We start from the raw sequence: 17,082 nt of genomic DNA, 5'->3' as shown, positions 1-17,082 counted from the left end.
GAATCGCTGACTCTGTCAGATTCAGTCTTTGTTCACGGCAAGATGTGGCTTCCGCTTTACCGAAAGCCACCAGATGCTGAATCAGATGATGCTAAAGGACGATGCCGGCTACAGAGGTTGTCCCGCCAGCAATCTCGGTCCATTGCGGTCCGCCGTTCCGGCAGCCTGGCCGATGAAGTAGGATTTCAATGCGGGAATCCGATCAACGAGGCCCAGCCCGAAATCGCGCGCAACGCGGATTGGCCCGAGATCATTTGAGAACAGACGGTTCAACACATCGGTGGTCACACCCATGCGCACCGTGTCGAAGCGGCGCCAGGACTGGTAGCGCTCCAGCACATTGAGTGAGCCGATATCGAGCCCGATGCGATCGGCCTCGACAACGGTCTCGGCCAGTGCCGCCACATCCTTGAAGCCGAGATTGAGGCCCTGGCCGGATATCGGGTGAATCCCGTGGGCGGCGTCGCCGGCAAGCGCAATGCGTGGCGCGACAAAAGCGCGGGCAAGCGTGAGGCCAAGCGGGAAGGCGCGGCGCGGACCAACGGGGCGGATCGGCCCAAGCTTGTGGCCGAAGCGACGCTCAAGCTCTTCTTCGAAGATGAGATCGTCGGACGCGACGAGGCTGTCGGCATCTGCCGTGCGCTCGGTCCACACCAGCGACGAGCGGTTGCCCTTGAGTGGCAGGATGGCAAAGGGACCGGAAGGCAGAAAATGTTCTTCCGCGCAGCCATTGTGCGGCCGCTCATGCTCGACAGTCGTGACGATGCCCGACTGATCGTAAGCCCAATGAACGGCCTTGATGCCGGCCATGTCGCGCAGCGCCGATTTCACGCCATCGCAAGCAACCAGCAGACGCGTTTCCAGCGAGGAGCCGTCGGAAAGCGAAATGTGATTGCTTTGCGGGCCCGCGGAAAAACCGGTGACGCTGAGCCCGTGGCGGATCTCGATACCGAGCCGCTCGCACACTCCCCGCAGAGCACCGACCATGGCGACATTCGGGACCATATGCGCAAAGGGCTGGCCTTCCGCCACGTCGCCGTCGAAGGTGAGGAAGACCGGGCGAACAGGATCTGCCGTGCGCGAATCCGTTACGATCATCTTGTTGATCGGCTGGGCTTCCGGCTCCAGTTCCTGCCAGATGCCGAAGACATCCAGCATGCGGCTTGCGGCGGCGATGATCGCGGAGGCGCGGACGTCCTTCTTCCAGACGTCTTCAGGGGCGGCCTCGATGACCTGCACGCCAAGATGCGGCGCTGCCTGCTTGATGGCGACGGCAACGCTTAAGCCCACATATCCGCCCCCGGCAATCACGACATCAAGCATTGCGTCTTCTCCTGCGCCTTGCGTTCTTGTGCATATTCTTCTGCCATTATAGACCATCCCATCACGTCTTCATACAGCCGGAGCATGCCGAAATGTCGCATCCTTCTCATTCATCAAGCCCGATGGAAAATCTTCTCGCCACGCTTGATCTTGAAAAGCTTGAAGAAAATCTTTTCCGCGGCACCAGCCCACAGGTTGGATGGCAGCGCGTCTTCGGTGGTCAGGTCATTGCGCAGGCACTGATGGCGGCACAGCGAACGGTGGATGCGGACCGTTTTATCCATTCGCTCCACGCCTATTTCATGCGGCCGGGCGATCCCCTCGTGCCGATCATCTATCAGGTCGATCGCATTCGGGACGGTGCAAGCTTCGCCACACGGCGCATCGTTGCCATCCAGCACGGTCATGCGATCTTTGCCATGTCGGCATCGTTCCAGATCGAGGAGGGCGGCTTCGATCACCAGAGCCCGATCCCGAACGTGCCGCAACCTGAAAGCCTGATGAGCGAGGCGCAGTTGCAGGAGGCGTTTCTTGCCAATGCGCCACCTGCGATCCGCAAATACTGGGAGAACAAGCGGCCGATCGAAATCCGCCCCGTCTCGCTGACGCATTACATCTCGCGCGAAAAGCTGGAGCCGAAGCAGGATATCTGGGTGCGCGCCGTCGGTGCCGTGCCGGATGACAGGCATTATCAGGCAGCGGTTCTCGCCTATCTTTCCGACATGACGCTGCTCGATACATCACTCTATGCCCACGGAACGACCATCTTCGATCCGACCATCCAGGTGGCGAGCCTCGATCACGCCATGTGGTTTCATCGCCCGTGCAAGTTGGAAGACTGGCTGCTCTACACGCAGGACAGCCCCAGTGCATCCGGTGCCCGCGGATTGACCAGAGGCAACCTCTTTACCCGCGATGGCGTGCTTATCGCCTCGATGGCGCAAGAGGGCCTGATTCGCAAACGGGCAAATGACTAAAAAACGATCATTTTTTAAAAATCGCCTATAAATTGTTCGCCTAAAGCGCGAACAATTGCCCGTTTTGCGGCCTTATCTTTTATAGTCGTTACTTTTCAATAACTTATTCCCTGCATGCCGAAACTGGCACGCCCTTTGAATATAGAGTGTCAGTCGCTGTTACTGATCTGCCAGCGGCAAGGAGAGTCGGCTCCATGCCGAGCACAAACAAAGGATGGGAAACCAGATGAAAATTGTGATGGCCATTATCAAGCCGTTCAAGCTGGATGAGGTGCGCGAGGCTCTCACCGCGCTCGGCATTCAGGGCCTGACCGTAACCGAAGTGAAGGGTTACGGACGTCAGAAGGGACATACCGAGATTTATCGCGGTACCGAATATGCGGTCAGCTTTCTTCCGAAGCTGAAGATCGAGATCGCGGTGGCGTCCGACGTGGTGGAAAAGGCAGTCGATGCAATCGCATCCGCGGCCAAGACGGGGCAGATCGGCGACGGCAAGATTTTCGTCTACTCGATTGAACAGGCAGTGCGCATCCGCACCGGCGAAACGAACACAGAAGCGCTTTGAGCTCGGCTGACAGGGGAGTCCTCAGATTATGAACTTCAAGAAAATTTCCACACTCAGCGCCTTGAGCGCCGGTGCGGCAGCCCTCCTGGCGCCGGTCATATCCTTTGCGCAGGACGCTGCTGCCCCCGCAGCAGCAGCCGTTGCCGCCGTTCCGGACAAGGGCGACACTGCCTTCATGTTCCTGTCCACCATCCTGGTCCTCTTCATGGCCGTTCCGGGTCTTGGCCTGTTCTACGGCGGTCTCGTTCGCGCCAAGAACATGCTGTCGGTTCTGATGCAGTGCACGGTCATTGCCGCCACCGTCATGATTGCCTGGGTCGTCTACGGTTACTCCTTCGCCTTCGGTGGTTCTGAAAGCCCGTTCTTCGGCGGTTTCGCCAAGCTCTTCCTCGCGGGTGTGACCAAGGACACGACCGCTGCGACCTTCTCGCAGGGCGTCGTCATTCCGGAATACATCTTCGTGATGTTCCAGATGACCTTCGCGGCCATCACGCCGGCACTGATCATCGGCGCCTTCGCGGAACGCATCAAGTTCTCGGCTTCGGTTCTCTTCTGCCTGCTTTGGGTTACCTTCGTCTACTTCCCGATTGCCCATATGGTCTGGGATGCCAAGGGTTACCTCTTCGGTCTCGGTGCCCTTGACTTCGCTGGCGGCACGGTCGTTCACATCAATGCCGGTGTTGCCGGTCTCATTGGTGCGATCATGGTCGGCAAGCGTACGGGCTACGGCAAGGACATGATGGCTCCGCACTCCATGACGCTGACCTATGTCGGCGCTGCCATGCTGTGGGTCGGCTGGTTCGGCTTCAACGCCGGCTCCAACCTGGAAGCCTCCGGCGGTGCAATGCTCGCAACCGTCAACACCTTCATCGCCACCGCTGCCGCCATTCTCTCCTGGTGCGTGGTTGAAAGCTTCACGCGTGGCAAGGCTTCCATGCTGGGTGCTGCTTCCGGCATGATCGCTGGTCTCGTTGCCATCACGCCTGCTGCCGGTATCGTCGGCCCGATGGGCGCGATCGTCATGGGCGTGATCGTTTCGCCGCTCTGCTACTTCTTCGTCTCCGTGGTGAAGAACAAGTTCGGTTACGACGACACCGCGGACGTCTTCGGCGTTCACGGCATTGGCGGCATGTTCGGCGCTCTGGCGACCGGCATCTTCGCAAGCGCCTCGCTTGGCGGCGTCGGCTATGCCGGCGAGCAGACCATGGGTGGTCAGTTGATGGTTCAGATTCAGGCCGTCGTCATCACCATCCTGTGGACGGGTATCGGCTCTGCGATCCTCTACAAGATCGTGGACATCATCGTCGGTCTGCGTGTGCCGGTCGAAGCCGAACGCGAAGGTCTCGACCTCGCATCTCACGGCGAAGCTGCCTACCACAACTAAGATCGGTCGGTGCTATTTACGCACTCGAACCTCATCATCGAAGCCCGGCGATCGTCTCGCCGGGCTTCTTTGTTTTCGGTGGGCCAGGCTTGGTAAACGAGTTTTCCCGTGGTTAATGCCACATTAACCACCATGTCGCTATTTTGCCCTGTCATCCCTGCTTCGGTCACGAAGCTCCGGAAAAACTAAGGACGACAGGTTCAACATATGGGCAGAGTGAATTCTCCGACATTCGAGGGCCGCGACAATCGCTTCGTGCTGACGGCATTCGTCGTGCGACAGATCATGGCGCTGTGTGGTTTTGCCGTTCTGGCGGCCTTGGCGCTGGGCGTGACCGCACTTGCGACCTGGAACGTGGCCGATCCGAGCCTCTCCTACGCGACCTCCAACGAGCCCACCAATCTGCTCGGACATAGCGGCGCGATCTTTGCCGATATCATGATGCAGTTTCTCGGGCTGTCGTCGCTGATTGCCATGTTGCCCATTTTGTCCTGGGCCTTCGTCTTGATTTCCGGCCGCAAACTCACCCGCATGCCGACCCGCCTGATGGCCTGGATTGGGGGCGCCTTCATTGCCTCTGCCTCGCTTGGATGTTTCCCGGCACCGCAGACCTGGCCGCTGCCCAACGGCATTGGCGGCGTGATCGGCGACATGATCCTGCGCTTTCCCGCGCTCTTCCTCGGCGCCTATCCGACCGGCACTGCTGCGACCGTTCTGGGCGCAATCCTGGCTGTGCCTGCGGCCTGGCTGATGCTGGTCGCTTCAGGTCTTCTCGGCGCATTCGATCAGGATGCAGAGGAGCCCTTCGCGCCACAGGCTGCCGTCAACAGCAAGGCCCGCAAGGTTCAGGAGATCGAAGAGGATGATGAGGATGACGGCGAGGGATTCTTCGCCAACTTCCTCGCTTTTGGCGCGCTGACCCATTACTGGTACACGACCCAGGCACGGCTTCGGCGTATCTTCGGTTTGAAGCCCAAGTCGCTCACTAACGAGTTCGAGCAGCCCTACGACTTCAACGATTACGAATTCGGCACACTGAACGAGCCGTCACGACTGAAGACCGCGATCAACCGTCTGGAGAGGGCAGAGCCTTCCTTCGAGGAACGGGCGGAAGCGCGTGCACGCCGACAGGCACCCTCCGTCAACGACGATCTCGACGAGCCGCCATTCGACGACGAAGAGAGCTTGCCGGACGGTGTTCTCTCCGGCGACGCGCCCTTTGCTCCACGCCCGGCACCGGGAAGCCCGACACGCATTACGGCACCACCGTCGCGGCCGAAGCCGAGCGAGCGGGTTGCACGCGAAGCGCAAACCTCATTCATTTCGCCAGATGGCTTCCAGGTTCCATCGATCCATCTGCTGGCCGAGCCAAAGAATGTCGTCAAGGACAACACGCTGAACGCAGATGTTCTGGAGCAGAATGCCCGGCGGCTCGAAGGCGTGCTGGAAGACTTCGGCGTCAAGGGCGAGATCATCCATGTGCGTCCTGGCCCCGTCGTGACGCTTTATGAGCTTGAACCGGCGCCCGGCATCAAGTCGTCGCGCGTCATAGGTCTGGCGGACGATATCGCCCGCTCGATGAGCGCGATTGCCGCGCGCGTCGCCGTCGTTCCTGGCCGCAATGCCATCGGTATCGAGCTTCCCAACCGCACGCGCGAAACGGTGTTCCTGCGCGAGCTTGTCGGATCTCGCGATTTTGAAAGCAGCAAGGCCAAGCTGCCGATGGCACTCGGCAAGACGATCGGTGGCGAAGCCGTGATCGCCGATCTGGCCAAGATGCCGCATCTTCTCGTGGCTGGTACTACGGGCTCTGGTAAGTCGGTCGCGATCAACACCATGATCCTTTCGCTCGTCTATCGCATGACGCCGGAACAGTGCCGCCTGATCATGATCGATCCGAAGATGCTCGAACTGTCGATCTATGACGGCATTCCGCATCTGCTCTCGCCTGTCGTCACCGATCCCAAGAAGGCCGTCGTCGCGCTGAAATGGACCGTGCGGGAGATGGAAGAGCGCTACAAGAAGATGTCGAAGATCGGTGTTCGTAACATCGATGGCTTCAACACCCGCGTTCAGCAGGCACTCGACAAGGGCGAAGTCCTGACGAGAACCGTACAGACCGGCTTTGACCGCCAGACGGGCGAGGCCATGTATGAGACGGAAGAATTCGATCTGAAGCCGCTGCCCTATATCGTCGTCATCATCGACGAAATGGCCGACCTGATGATGGTCGCGGGCAAGGATATCGAGGGTGCCGTGCAGCGTCTGGCGCAGATGGCACGTGCCGCCGGCATTCATGTCATCATGGCCACTCAGCGCCCGTCCGTTGACGTCATCACCGGCACGATCAAGGCGAACTTCCCGACGCGCATTTCCTTCCAGGTTACCTCCAAGATCGATAGCCGTACCATCCTTGGCGAGCAGGGCGCAGAGCAGCTGCTCGGCATGGGCGACATGCTCTATATGGCAGGTGGCGGGCGCATCCAGCGCGTCCACGGTCCCTTCGTTTCGGACAATGAAGTGGAAGAGATCGTATCCTACCTCAAGACCCAGGGCTCGCCCGATTATCTCGAAGCGGTCACCGAAGAGGATGAGGACGAGGATGGTGGCGGCCCTGCCGGCACCGGCAATATGGCAGAGTCCGACGACCCTTATGACCAGGCCGTCGCCGTCGTTCTGCGCGATGGCAAGGCCTCGACCTCCTACGTCCAGCGCAGGCTCGGCATCGGTTACAACCGCGCTGCGTCGCTGATCGAACGGATGGAACAGGAAGGCATTATCGGCCCTGCAAACCATGCCGGAAAGCGCGAAATTCTCGTGCCGACGGAGAATGATTAAGCCACAATCGTCTAACGCTCGACCGCCAGTTGGTCTTTGATACCAGTTGCTTGCGTGCAGGTTCGATAGCCGCAACCAGGCGTGTGCTTTCAGCGTTATAGCCGTCGCTCCATGTCATGAAGCCGCCGTGTTTTTTCGGCACATGGGATGCGATGAAGGAGAACAGAATGAAGAATACCCGCTCGGTCGTTTCCGCTCAGCATCCCGGCCTTGAGAGCAGCATGACGCGGCGAGGCGTGATGACGCTGTTTTCGGCAGCGGCAGCCTCTGTAGCGCTCTCGCCCATTGCAGCTTTAGCGCAGGGCGCAGGAGACGGCGTGACGGCGCAGAAGATCGCCAACCACTTCTCGTCGGTCAAGACGATGATGGGCGAGTTCGTTCAGTTCGGTCCGCGCGGTGAACAGACAGGCGGCAAGTTCTATATTTCGCGTCCCGGCAAGCTTCGCTTCAACTACGAAGACCCGTCGCCCATGCGCGTGATTGCGGACGGCCGCAACGTGGTCATCGGCAACATGAAGCTGAAGACCTGGGACATCTATCCGCTGTCCAAGACACCGCTCAGCCTGCTTCTTGCCGACAAGATCGACCTCAGCAATCAGAAGGTTCGCAGCGTCAAGGAAGAGTCCGATCTGATCACCATCGTTCTCGGTGACAAGAGCATCTTCGGCGATTCGACAATCACACTGATGTTCGATCCGAAAACCTTCGATCTGCGTCAGTGGACGACGACAGATGCGCAGAACAAGGACACGACCGTGATGATCTTCAACGTCCAGACGGGCGTGAACCTCGACGACAAGGTCTTCAACATCAACTACGAAGAGGTCCGCAAACGCGGTTGACCTTGAGACAGCAGAAAGCGTTTCCAGTTTTCTGCCCTCTTGTTATAAGCCTGCCTCTACAGCATCGGCCCGATGCATAGTTCAGGGTAAAGCGTCGTTTGTGCGTCCAATAGGACGGACGGCGCGTTAGCTGCATAAGACGGAGCGTGAGGCATGACTTTCTCGATAACCACCTGGAACATCAACTCGGTGCGGCTGCGCATGCCGATCGTCGAGCAGTTTCTGGTGCGTTACAAGCCAGACGTTCTGTGCCTGCAGGAGACCAAGTGCCCGAATGGCGAGTTTCCTCTGAAGCCCCTGCGGGCGCTCGGCTATGAGCACATCATCATTCATGGACAGAAGGGCTATCACGGCGTTGCCATCGCCTCGAGGCTGCCGCTGACGGAAGATCACCGTCAGGATTATTGCAAGGTCGGGGACGCCCGCCATATCTCCGCTCTGGTGCAGGTCGGCAGCCGCCGCATCCGCCTTCATAACTTCTATGTTCCGGCAGGTGGCGACGAGCCGGACCGGTCGATCAATCCGAAGTTCGGCCACAAGCTCGATTTCGTCGAGGAGATGAAGGTGCTGAGCGCCGACGCCACACCAGGAGCATCGTCAATCCTCGTTGGTGACCTCAACATAGCGCCGCTCGAAAACGACGTCTGGTCGCACAAGCAACTGCTGAAGATCGTCAGCCATACGCCTGTCGAGACAGAAGGTCTGCTGGAGGTGATGAAGCGCGGGAATTGGCTCGACCTGATGCGGCTCAACGTGCCGGAAACGGAAAAGATCTACACTTGGTGGAGCTACCGCGCCAAGGATTGGGAAGCTGCCAATCGCGGCCGCCGTCTGGACCATATCTGGTCATCGCAGGATCTTGGTCCCTCGCTCGATCGGATCGAAATCCTGAAGGAAGCGCGCGGCTGGAACAGACCCTCCGACCACGTTCCGGTGACGGCCCACTTTAAGTTCTAAGCATGCCGCGCAAAAGTGTGCAGCGGTTTTGCGATAACGACATGCGACAAAACAAGGACTTAAAGCGTAGGGAGCGAATCTGAAGGATCGCGACACGCTTTAATAGTAAAGCGGTTACAGAAACCGGTTCTGCATCGCAGCCGCACTTGTGGCAAGTGCGGCGATGTTGCCACGGATGCGCTCGGACACCACCGCGGCAACATCCGGGAATTCCTCGATCATGCGATGGAAGAGGATGCGTGTGATACGGATCACCTCTGAATCCTCGCGCGCGACCGCGGTGAACTTGCGTTCGCAGAGCGTGAAAAGCGCCAGTTCGGAAAGAAGACAGCCGCTACCGACGGTGGCCTTAACCTCTCTTTTGCCGTCACGCTCTTCGGTCCAGAGATCGAAGCGTCCATTGCAGATGACGAAGGCGCACTCGGCGGGAGAGTACTGGCGAAACAGCATGTGCCCCGCGGCAATGCGCCGCCGCTCGGCGCCGAAGGCGATCAGGCGCAGCTGGTCTTCGCTGAAGCCCTGGAACAGCGGCACCTGCGCGAAAAGCTTGATATCGTCGTTCAACGCCATGGGCTGATCCACCTGGGAAATGCAAGTCGGATGCCGCGCCGCTCAGATTTGAGGTAGCGCGGTTCAACCCGTTTTCGACCAATGCGGACTCCAAGACAAGAGCGGATCAAGAAAATCGCCCTTTAAGCGCTGCGCGTCCAAGAGGACGGAGCAAACAGCGCCCTTATGGGACGATCTTGTAGCCGCCGTTTTCGGTCACGAGAATTTCGGCATTGGAGGGGTCGCGCTCGATCTTCTGGCGAAGGCGATAGACGTGGGTTTCCAGCGTATGGGTGGTGACGCCGGAATTGTAGCCCCAGACCTCCTCCAGCAGCACGTCACGCGTCACGACAGCGCTGCCAGCGCGGTAAAGGTAACGGATGATGGCCGCTTCCTTTTCCGTCAGACGGATCTTCTTTCCATCTTCTGTCGTCAACAGCTTCTGGCTCGGCTTGAACTGGTAGGGACCGACGGTAAAGACCGCGTCTTCGCTCTGCTCATATTGGCGCAGCTGCGCGCGGACGCGGGCAAGCAGCACGGCAAAGCGGAAGGGCTTCGTCACATAGTCATTCGCACCGGCCTCAAGACCAAGGATCGTGTCGGAATCCGTGTCGTGACCGGTCAGCATGATGATGGGAGACTTGAAGCCGTTCTTGCGCATCAGCTTTACCGCTTCGCGCCCGTCCATGTCCGGCAGACCCACATCCATAATCAAGAGATCGACCTGAGTGGATTTGACCGTCTGGATGGCAGCATTGGCGTTCGCACCCGTCAGAAGCGAGAACTCTTCATAGGGAGAAAGTTGTTCGGCAAGGGTGTCGCGCAGATCGTCGTCGTCATCAACAAGAAGCAATGTACGGGCCGTCATAGAGTACCTTCGCCTTTCTCTTTTAATTTTCAAACCAATTCAGCGGTTTGCGCGCTTCGCGTCAACCCTTGTGCAGCAATAACGGCGTGCTATGACGTTCGGGTGAAGCATCTTCAAAGCAAAATCTCGTGAAAAAGAGTGATGACCAGAAAGATTGAATTCCGAACGTTACCACCCAAGCTTCTCGTCCGCCCGTCACCATTGAACCCAAGTCGAGCGATCGTTCAGCTTGGTCATTTAACGTTTCAGGCTGCGATTGGTCGCAATGGACGCTCTGTTTTCAAGCGAGAAGGTGACGGCAAAACGCCGATCGCTCAGATGCCGCTGCTCTACGGCTTCATCCGGGGCGAACGCTTCCGCGCCGTCCAGACGAGTTTGACGTTGCGTCGCGCAGTGAAGTCGATGTTGTGGTGCGATGCGCCAAGTGACCCGAACTACAATCGGCTGGTCAGAGCACCATTCAAGCCAAGCCACGAAGAGATCTGCCGGGAAGACGGGCTCTATAATGTCTGTCTGGTGCTCGACTGGAATGTCAGATCCAGGCAACGCAATCGCGGCTCGGCCATCTTCATGCACATGATCCGCCCGGGCTACGAGCCGACCGCCGGCTGCGTTGCACTGCACCCGAGAGACATGCGCCGTCTTCTTCCCCATCTTCATCCAGGACAGATTATTCAGGTTCTATAAGGACTTGTGTAAAGAGTATTGTGCCGAGAGGTTCTCAACACAGAATGGCCATCTTTGCGAAAGAAACAAAAAACCCGCCACGAGGCGGGCGGGTTTTTTGACATTCTGTAGGTGAAAAGCCTTATGCGGCTTCTTCTTCCGGTGCATCGTCTTCTTCGACGGCCTTGCCGCGCTTGGGGCCTTTGTTGAGATTGACTTCAACGAGGCGAACAGCTTCGGTTTCGGACATCTTGTTCACGGCTGCGATTTCGCGAGCCATGCGATCGAGAGCTGCTTCGTAAAGCTGACGCTCGGAGTAGGACTGCTCAGGCTGGTTCTCGGCGCGATAGAGATCGCGAACCACTTCTGCGATGGCGATCAGGTCGCCGGAATTGATCTTTGCGTCATATTCCTGCGCGCGACGCGACCACATGGTCCGCTTGACGCGCGCCTTGCCCTGAACAACCTTCAGCGCACGCTCGACGAAATCCCCTTCGGACAGCTTGCGCATGCCGATGCTGACAGCCTTGGCGACAGGCACCTTGAGGCGCATCTTGTCTTTCTCGAAATCGATGACGAAAAGTTCGAGCTTCATGCCCGCGACTTCCTGTTCTTCGATTGCCGAAATGGTACCGACACCGTGAGCGGGATAAACGATCGCTTCTCCGGTTTTAAAACCGTGGCGCGCTGGAGATTTCTTCTGCTGGGTCGTCATTCGTTTTTTAAACTCCCTGTTACATACACCCGGGGGTTTCCGGGGTCGGGTCGGTCAGGCCCGGATGAGACGGGGGCAAGCCGTCAGGTGACTCCGCACTGGTCCAGTCGAGCACGCAAAAAGAAACCATCTTGCAATCCGGGGATCGACAACACAAAAGTAGGATATGTCACGGAAACCGCGTGCAATTGATGACTTGCTTTCGAGGTGTTTTAGGGCACGATAGTGCCGCGCTGTGGATCAGTTTTTCCTGTCTACCACAAAAATAGGTGGAAATCAATAATTTGCTTGCACCGTGGCGACGGAGTCACAACCTGCTTCACTGAGGCCTTAACAGAATCACCCCGGTAAACTCCTGATCACCAGCGCTGATCCATCCCGAATCGATTAAATTCTTTGCGCCCCGCCAATTTGTCGATTGCCACTTAAACTATTCATAATTCCGCGCCAATATCCGATTCGAATTTGGGAAAAATCACGATTTTTCTCCCTTTTATCGCCGAAACGCGGATATTTTTGGAAGAAAGAAGGCAAAATGGGCTACCGGAACAACCCAAAACGCGACAAACAGCTCGAAAAAGCCAAAAAACTGGCAGAGGCCACCGGCAAGCCATTCCTCGATCCCAATACACTTTTTAGTCGTGCCAGCACAGACGACGTCGAGCACTATTCGCCTGAGATGTTGGCGCTGGCTGCAAGCCATGCTTTGAGCGAACTTTCCCATTGGAAAGCTGATCGCCCCTATATCGGCATCGCCCAGGTTGATGGGGTCGCGCCGCGTAACGTGCCGGTCTCCATCCTGACGATTGTGGGGCGCAACATGCCCTTCCTCTATGACTCCGTCATGGGTGAGGTGACCAGCAGCTATCGCAGCCTCTACCTTGCTGTTCACCCCATCATGGTGGCGGATGCCAACGCGACCGGCGGCTACAGGCTGGCCGATCCGGAAACAGACGCACCGGAAGACAATATCAGCCTTATCCAGCTGCACATCGCGCCTGTCGCGCCGCAAGCAGCCGAGGCGCTGAAGGAGCGGCTTCGCTTCGTTCTCGCCCAGGTGCAGTCCGCCTATAGCGACTGGAAGCCGATGCTTGCCAAGCTCGATGAGGCGCTGAACGAGTTGAAAGAGCGCGGATCGTCGCGCCGCAAGGCCGATCGCAACGAGGCCGCCGAGTTTCTCGAATGGCTGCGCAAAGACAATTTCACCTTCCTCGGCATGCGCGACTACAGCTATTCCGGCAAGGGAAGTTCCGCCAAGATCGAGCGCGGCGATGGCGTCGGTCTGGGCATCTTGAGCGATCCGGATGTGCGCGTGTTGCGGCTCGGCAAGGATGCGGTGATGACGACGCCGGAGATTCTGGCGTTTCTGGATGGTCCGGACTTTCTCATCGTCACCAAGGCAAACGTCAAGTCGCTTGTCCATCGCCGCGCATATATGGATTATATCGGGATCAAGCGCTTCGATGCCGATGGCAATGTTGTCGGCGAGCTGCGCATCGTCGGTCTCTTCACCGCCACGGCCTATACCCGCTCGGTCCATGAAATCCCGCTTCTGCGCGCCAAGGCCTTGGAGGTCGAAGAGCATTTCGGCTTTGACCCCAACAGCCACTCGGGACGCATTCTGCACAATACGCTCGAAGGCTACCCGCGCGACGATCTCTTCCAGATCGAAACCGATCTTCTGGTGCGCTACACCGAGCAGATCATGGAGCTTGCCGACCGCCCGCGGGTGAGGGTGCTTGCCCGTATCGATCGCTTCGACCGCTTCGTCTCCGTCATCATCTATGTGCCGCGCGAGGAGTATAATTCCTATGTGCGCGAGAAGATCGGCGATTATCTCGCACGCGTCTACGATGGCCACATCTCGGCTTATTACCCCGCTTTCCCGGAAGGCGCTCTTGCCCGCGTCCACTTCATCGTCGGGCGCAGCAACGGCAAGACGCCGCGCATCGCGCAGGACAGACTGGAAGATGCCGTCAGCGATATCGCTGCGCGCTGGATCGATCATTTCACCGCGCTTTCAGAGCCTGGCGCGCCGCTTCTCGATGTCGATCAGGCTTATCAGGAAGCCTTCACGCCGGAAGAGGCGATCGGCGATATGCCCGATATCGTCGCGACCGCCAAGGGCGAGCCGGTCCGCATCGAATTCTACCGGACAGCTGAGCAGGCGGAGAATATTCTCTCACTGAAAATCTTCCACCGCGACGGCCATCTGCCGCTGTCGCGCCGCGTGCCGCTTCTGGAAAATCTCGGCTTCAGCGTCATCAGCGAACGGACGTTCGACATCGGTGTCGTCTCCGGTGAAAACAGCGATCTCATCGTCCTTCACGACATGGAGCTTCGGGTCCAGCCAGGCGTCACGCTCGATCTTGCCATCATTGGGCCAAGGCTTGAAGAGGCGTTTCTCGCCGCTTTCAATGGCACCGTCGACAATGATAATTTCAACCGCCTGATCGTTGCCGCCGGACTGACGGTGCGTGAGGTTTCCGTGCTTCGCGCCTATGCGCGCTATCTGCGCCAGACGGGCATCGTCTACTCGCAGGAGCATATTTCCGAAACACTGTTCAAATATCCGGTCATTGCACGCCGAATTTTCGATCTGTTCGCCCATGGCTTCGATCCGCAGCTTGGCGAAAAACCGCGCCTGCGCAAGCTTTCCGATCTGCACAAGGCGATCGAGGCCGATCTTTCCGGCGTGCCCAATCTCGATGAGGACCGCACACTTCGCCGTTACGTCAACGCCATCGATTCCACGCTGCGCACCAACTATTTCCAGCGCAACGAGGACGGTTCGCCGAAGGCGATGCTGGCCTTCAAGTTCGATCCGAAGCTTCTCGATGGCCTTCCCGATCCGCGTCCCTTCCGCGAAATATTCGTCTACGGAACGGAAGTGGAAGGCGTCCATCTGCGCTTCGGAAAGGTGGCGCGCGGCGGGCTTCGCTGGTCGGATCGCGGCCAGGACTATCGCACCGAAGTGCTCGGCCTCGTCAAAGCCCAGCAGGTGAAGAACGCCGTCATCGTACCGGTCGGTGCCAAGGGTGGCTTCTATCCGAAGATGCTGCCCGCCGGTGGCAACCGCGACGAGATCTTCAATGCCGGCAAGGAGGCTTACAAGACCTATATCCGCACGTTGCTCTCCATCACCGACAATATCGTTGGCGATGATATTATTGCGCCTGCGGACACCATGCGTCTTGATGGCGACGACCCCTATTTCGTCGTCGCGGCCGATAAGGGAACGGCAACCTTCTCCGATACCGCCAACGGACTAGCCCGTGAGGCGGGCTTCTGGCTCGACGATGCTTTTGCCTCTGGTGGCTCTGCCGGTTATGACCACAAGAAGATGGGCATCACCGCCCGAGGTGCCTGGGAAACGGTCAAGCGCCACTTCCGGGAAATGGATACCGATATCCAGACGACGCCCTTCAAGGTCGTCGGTGTGGGCGATATGTCCGGCGACGTCTTCGGCAATGGCATGCTGCTGTCGGAAAAGATCGAACTGATCGCGGCCTTCGATCACCGCGATATCTTCATCGATCCGACGCCGGACACCGCCGTATCTTTCGCGGAGAGAAAGCGTCTCTTCGAACTGCCGCGTTCCAGCTGGCAGGATTACGACCGCTCGACCCTCTCCAAGGGCGCGATGATCATTTCGCGTGCGGAGAAATCCGTGACCCTGACGGCGGAAGCCGCTGCCGCAATTGGCATCGAGAAGACGGTGGCAACGCCCTTCGAGATCATGACGGCAATCCTCAAGGCGCCCGCCGATCTCCTGTGGTTCGGCGGTATCGGCACCTATGTGAAGGCTGCGGTGGAAACCAATGCCGAGGTGGGGGACCGCGCCAACGATCCGATTCGCATCAACGCCACGGAAGTGCGCGCCAAGGTGATCGGCGAGGGGGCCAATCTCGGCATCACCCAGAAGGGCCGTATTGCCTATGCGCTGTCCGGTGGGCGCTGCAACTCGGATGCCATCGACAATTCCGCTGGCGTCAATTCCTCGGACGTCGAGGTCAATATCAAGATTGCGCTGGCATCCGCTGTGAATGACGGCCGTCTGACATTGCCGAAGCGCAATCAGTTGCTGGCCTCCATGACGTCGGAAGTGGCGCAACTGGTGCTGCGCAACAACTACCTCCAGTCTTTGGCCATTTCGCTTGTCGAGCGCAAGGGGACCGGCAACCGCGAAGAGCTGGGCCGCCTGATGGCAGCACTGGAATCCTCCGGCCAGTTGAACCGCAAGGTGGAGACCCTGCCGAATGATGCGGAGTTCAACGAACGCTATGCCGCGGGCAAGGCGTTGACCCGGCCTGAAATCGGCGTTCTGCTGTCCTATGCGAAGCTGACGCTGTTCGACACGCTGGTGGCCAGCACCCTGCCGGATGAACCCTACCTGCAGCATCTGCTGATGGATTACTTCCCGAGCAAGATGCAGAAGACCTATGCGGGGGATATTGCAAGCCATCGCCTGCACCGCGAAATCGTCGCCACTGCGCTGGCCAATCAGGTCGTCAATCGCGGCGGTCCGGGCTTCGTGCAGAAACTGGTCGACGCGAGCGGTCTCCTTGCTCCAGCCGTCGTCAAGGCAGCGATGATCGTCGAGGATGGTTTCGGCCTGAAGCGGCTTTGGAGCGAGATCGACGCGCTCGACGGGCAGATTTCCGGCGAGGTGCAGAACGATCTCTATGCCAGGGTCATGCAGATCTTCGGCGATGCGACGCGGCTCTATCTCCAGACCGCCGGTACCATCACCGGCGCCATGCAGGATGAGATCGAGCGCTTGAAAAGCGCCATCAAGACGCTTTCTCCGGCAGCGGCGAAGTATCAGGAAGAGATCGGTCTTCCTGAGATCGACGGCGTTTCTCACGCGCTGGTCAAGGAACTGGAGACGTTGCGCCTGCTCGTCTACGTGCCGGAAATCATGCTGATTGCCGATCAGGCGGGCACGACGCTGGCGCGCGCGGCGGAAAGCTATGCGGCCGTCTCCACCACCTTCCGCGTCGCAAGGCTTCTGGATGCGAGCCAGCGGGTCAGCCCGGCTGATCATTATGAGAGCCTCGCGCTGCTGCGCAGCCAGGACCAGATCGCCTCATCCCGCCGCCGCATCGTGGTTTCGGCCCTGACGGATTACGCGAAAGAGAAGAACCCGGTGCAGGCCTGGTACGCAGCCGATCGCGTGCGGGTCAATCGCATCGTCTCCGAGCTTGCTGCACTCAGCGATAGTGGCGAGACAAATCTGGCGCGCCTCACCGTTGCCGCCGGTCTGCTTTCGGATATAGTCCAGACCAGAAGCGTATAAGGTCCAACAGCGAAATGACCCGGCTGCAAAAGCCGGGTCGCCTGCGTGCGGAAAGGCAATCCATTGAGTTCTTCTTTCCGCGTGACAGAATCGGTCGAG

The 17,082-nt window shown here is 58.6% G+C and carries 12 protein-coding genes; 8 read left to right on the top strand and 4 right to left on the bottom strand.

What is annotated here, in order from left to right:
* Positions 1-108: 108 nt before the first annotated feature.
* Positions 109-1,323, bottom strand: a complete 1,215-nt coding sequence (locus PVA19_RS16735) for a ubiquinone biosynthesis hydroxylase (RefSeq protein WP_153312591.1) — start codon at positions 1,321-1,323, stop codon at positions 109-111.
* 92 nt (positions 1,324-1,415) lie between these two features.
* Between PVA19_RS16735 and tesB the strand changes: the two genes are divergently transcribed.
* The 6 genes from tesB (at position 1,416) to PVA19_RS16705 (ending at position 8,886) form a co-directional block, all read left to right on the top strand.
* Positions 1,416-2,300, top strand: a complete 885-nt coding sequence (gene tesB / locus PVA19_RS16730; RefSeq protein WP_062424735.1) for an acyl-CoA thioesterase II — start codon at positions 1,416-1,418, stop codon at positions 2,298-2,300.
* A gap of 214 nt (positions 2,301-2,514) precedes the next feature.
* Positions 2,515-2,865 carry a P-II family nitrogen regulator gene (locus tag PVA19_RS16725; protein WP_062424736.1) on the top strand — a complete coding sequence of 117 codons (351 nt, stop codon included), beginning with the start codon at positions 2,515-2,517 and terminating at the stop codon, positions 2,863-2,865.
* Between the two features lie 28 nt (positions 2,866-2,893).
* Entirely contained in the window at positions 2,894-4,249 is a 1,356-nt protein-coding gene (locus PVA19_RS16720; protein WP_112519351.1) for an ammonium transporter, read from the top strand.
* A 207-nt stretch (positions 4,250-4,456) separates the two neighbouring features.
* Positions 4,457-7,087 carry a DNA translocase FtsK gene (locus PVA19_RS16715; protein ID WP_112519352.1) on the top strand — a complete coding sequence of 877 codons (2,631 nt, stop codon included), beginning with the start codon at positions 4,457-4,459 and terminating at the stop codon, positions 7,085-7,087.
* Between the two features lie 116 nt (positions 7,088-7,203).
* Complete coding sequence (locus PVA19_RS16710; RefSeq protein ID WP_062424738.1) at positions 7,204-7,929, top strand: outer membrane lipoprotein carrier protein LolA; 726 nt, start codon at positions 7,204-7,206, stop codon at positions 7,927-7,929.
* A gap of 153 nt (positions 7,930-8,082) precedes the next feature.
* A complete protein-coding gene (locus PVA19_RS16705) occupies positions 8,083-8,886 on the top strand; it encodes an exodeoxyribonuclease III (protein ID WP_274103495.1) in 804 nt (267 codons plus the stop codon).
* 114 nt (positions 8,887-9,000) lie between these two features.
* Here PVA19_RS16705 and PVA19_RS16700 read toward each other — a convergent pair whose 3' ends face one another.
* Positions 9,001-9,456, bottom strand: coding sequence for a cyclic nucleotide-binding domain-containing protein (locus PVA19_RS16700; protein ID WP_062444501.1), 456 nt, complete (start codon positions 9,454-9,456; stop codon positions 9,001-9,003).
* Between the two features lie 163 nt (positions 9,457-9,619).
* Positions 9,620-10,303, bottom strand: coding sequence for a response regulator transcription factor (locus PVA19_RS16695; protein ID WP_062424741.1), 684 nt, complete (start codon positions 10,301-10,303; stop codon positions 9,620-9,622).
* A gap of 141 nt (positions 10,304-10,444) precedes the next feature.
* Between PVA19_RS16695 and PVA19_RS16690 the strand changes: the two genes are divergently transcribed.
* A complete protein-coding gene (locus PVA19_RS16690; protein WP_274103492.1) occupies positions 10,445-10,990 on the top strand; it encodes a L,D-transpeptidase family protein in 546 nt (181 codons plus the stop codon).
* 121 nt (positions 10,991-11,111) lie between these two features.
* Here PVA19_RS16690 and PVA19_RS16685 read toward each other — a convergent pair whose 3' ends face one another.
* Entirely contained in the window at positions 11,112-11,684 is a 573-nt protein-coding gene (locus tag PVA19_RS16685) for a CarD family transcriptional regulator (protein WP_027673546.1), read from the bottom strand.
* Positions 11,685-12,219: 535 nt separating this feature from the next.
* On the opposite strand from PVA19_RS16685, the gene PVA19_RS16680 reads away from it, so the two are divergent.
* Positions 12,220-16,983: an NAD-glutamate dehydrogenase gene (locus PVA19_RS16680; RefSeq protein WP_274103490.1), complete on the top strand. Its 4,764-nt coding sequence runs from the start codon at positions 12,220-12,222 to the stop codon at positions 16,981-16,983.
* Positions 16,984-17,082 lie beyond the last annotated feature (99 nt).

Source organism: Agrobacterium sp. CNPSo 3708 (assembly GCF_028674915.1).
GTDB lineage: Bacteria > Pseudomonadota > Alphaproteobacteria > Rhizobiales > Rhizobiaceae > Agrobacterium > Agrobacterium cavarae.
This window is presented reverse-complemented; position numbering and strand designations above follow the sequence as displayed.

Bases quoted from the DNA above. Each gene is read 5' to 3' on its own strand.
- PVA19_RS16735 (WP_153312591.1), bottom strand. From the start codon at position 1,323: ATGCTTGATGTCGTGATTGCCGGGGGCGGATATGTGGGCTTAAGCGTT.
- tesB (WP_062424735.1), top strand. From the start codon at position 1,416: ATGTCGCATCCTTCTCATTCATCAAGCCCGATGGAAAATCTTCTCGCC.
- PVA19_RS16725 (WP_062424736.1), top strand. From the start codon at position 2,515: ATGGGAAACCAGATGAAAATTGTGATGGCCATTATCAAGCCGTTCAAG.
- PVA19_RS16720 (WP_112519351.1), top strand. From the start codon at position 2,894: ATGAACTTCAAGAAAATTTCCACACTCAGCGCCTTGAGCGCCGGTGCG.
- PVA19_RS16715 (WP_112519352.1), top strand. From the start codon at position 4,457: ATGGGCAGAGTGAATTCTCCGACATTCGAGGGCCGCGACAATCGCTTC.
- PVA19_RS16710 (WP_062424738.1), top strand. From the start codon at position 7,204: ATGAAGCCGCCGTGTTTTTTCGGCACATGGGATGCGATGAAGGAGAAC.
- PVA19_RS16705 (WP_274103495.1), top strand. From the start codon at position 8,083: ATGACTTTCTCGATAACCACCTGGAACATCAACTCGGTGCGGCTGCGC.
- PVA19_RS16700 (WP_062444501.1), bottom strand. From the start codon at position 9,456: ATGGCGTTGAACGACGATATCAAGCTTTTCGCGCAGGTGCCGCTGTTC.
- PVA19_RS16695 (WP_062424741.1), bottom strand. From the start codon at position 10,303: ATGACGGCCCGTACATTGCTTCTTGTTGATGACGACGACGATCTGCGC.
- PVA19_RS16690 (WP_274103492.1), top strand. From the start codon at position 10,445: ATGACCAGAAAGATTGAATTCCGAACGTTACCACCCAAGCTTCTCGTC.
- PVA19_RS16685 (WP_027673546.1), bottom strand. From the start codon at position 11,684: ATGACGACCCAGCAGAAGAAATCTCCAGCGCGCCACGGTTTTAAAACC.
- PVA19_RS16680 (WP_274103490.1), top strand. From the start codon at position 12,220: ATGGGCTACCGGAACAACCCAAAACGCGACAAACAGCTCGAAAAAGCC.